The sequence below is a fragment of the Mesorhizobium sp. M7A.F.Ca.CA.002.04.1.1 genome (assembly GCF_004022805.1).
GTDB lineage: Bacteria > Pseudomonadota > Alphaproteobacteria > Rhizobiales > Rhizobiaceae > Mesorhizobium > Mesorhizobium ciceri.
In genome coordinates this window covers 1-1317 of sequence record NZ_RZPL01001055.1, presented here as the reverse complement: position 1 = coordinate 1317, position 1317 = coordinate 1, and the positions used below count along the sequence as shown (strand labels likewise).

Annotated in this window: 1 protein-coding gene and 1 pseudogene; both read left to right on the top strand. The window is 64.3% G+C overall.

Translation table 11 applies throughout. The features are described 5' to 3' along the window. Positions 1-273, top strand: a pseudogene (locus ENZ75_RS32030) (spermidine/putrescine ABC transporter substrate-binding protein); the annotation flags it as partial. A gap of 231 nt (positions 274-504) precedes the next feature. Next, on the top strand, positions 505-1317 hold an 813-nt coding region (locus tag ENZ75_RS32025; protein WP_164888188.1), incomplete at its 3' end, for an ABC transporter ATP-binding protein.

The window sequence follows — 1317 nt, the reverse complement described above, 5'->3', positions numbered from 1 at the left end:
AACCCCAACTGTGCCTATATGTGGATGGAACATTCGCTGTCGCCGAAGGTGCAGGGCGATGTCTCAGCCTGGTTCGGCTCACTGCCCGTCGTGCCCGCCGCCTGCAAGGGCAATGAGCTTTTGACCGACGAGGGTTGCAAGACCAACGGCTACGAGAACTTCGACAAGATCAAGTTCTGGAAGACGCCGGTGTCGAAATGCGCCACCCAGAACGATCAGTGCGTGCCCTACTATCGCTGGGGGGCGGACGAGAGCGGCGGCATCGGCGGACGAGGAGCAGCCTGGACCGACCCCTTGTGGGGAGGGTCGACGCATAGCGTCTGGGTGGGGTCTGCTCGGCAGTTCGTGGCAGTGCCTGGCCCTTCGCAAGGCTCAGGCGTTCGAAGCTCGAAAAGCCAAGCAATTGGCTTTCCTCCGCTATGCGGATCACTTCTCACCCCCACAAGGGGGAGATAGGACGTCGCGCGACATCAACACATCAAACCGGCAACGGACTGACAGCCCATGACCTCCGCCGTCTCCTTCCAGAAAGCCTCGCGCCATTTCGGCAGCGTGCGCGCGGTCGACGCGGTCGATCTCGACATCGCGCCGGGCGAGTTCTTCGCCATGCTCGGGCCGTCTGGTTCCGGCAAGACCACTTGCCTGCGCCTCATCGCCGGCTTCGAGCAGCCGACATCGGGCTCGATCTCGATCTTCGGCGACCGCGCCGAGGGCGTTCCGCCCTATCGCCGCAACGTCAACACCGTGTTTCAGGATTATGCGCTGTTCCCGCATCTGAACGTGCTCGACAACGTTGCCTACGGGCTGATGGTCAAGGGCGTCGGCAAGGCTGAGCGGCACAAGGCGGCGGAAGAGGCGCTGTCACTGGTGCGGCTGCCCGGCTATGGCGCCCGCCGGCCCGGCCAGCTTTCCGGTGGCCAGCGCCAGCGCGTGGCACTGGCCCGCGCGCTGGTCAACCAGCCAAAGGTGCTGCTGCTCGACGAGCCGCTCGGCGCGCTCGACCTCAAATTGCGCGAGAACATGCAGGAGGAGTTGAAGTCGCTGCAGAAGGCGCTCGGCATCACCTTCGTCTTCGTCACTCACGACCAGGGCGAAGCGCTGTCGATGGCCGACCGCGTCGCCGTCTTCAACGATGGCAAGATCATGCAGATCGGCACTCCGGAAGATATCTACCAGCGGCCGAGGACCCGCTTCGTCGCCGATTTCGTCGGCTCCTCCAATGTGCTGCCGCCGGATTTCGTGCAGCGCTATTCCGGCCAGCATCGCTGGGGGAGTCTCCGCCCTGAATCCATTCGCGTCGGCCGCGCGGCCAAGGGG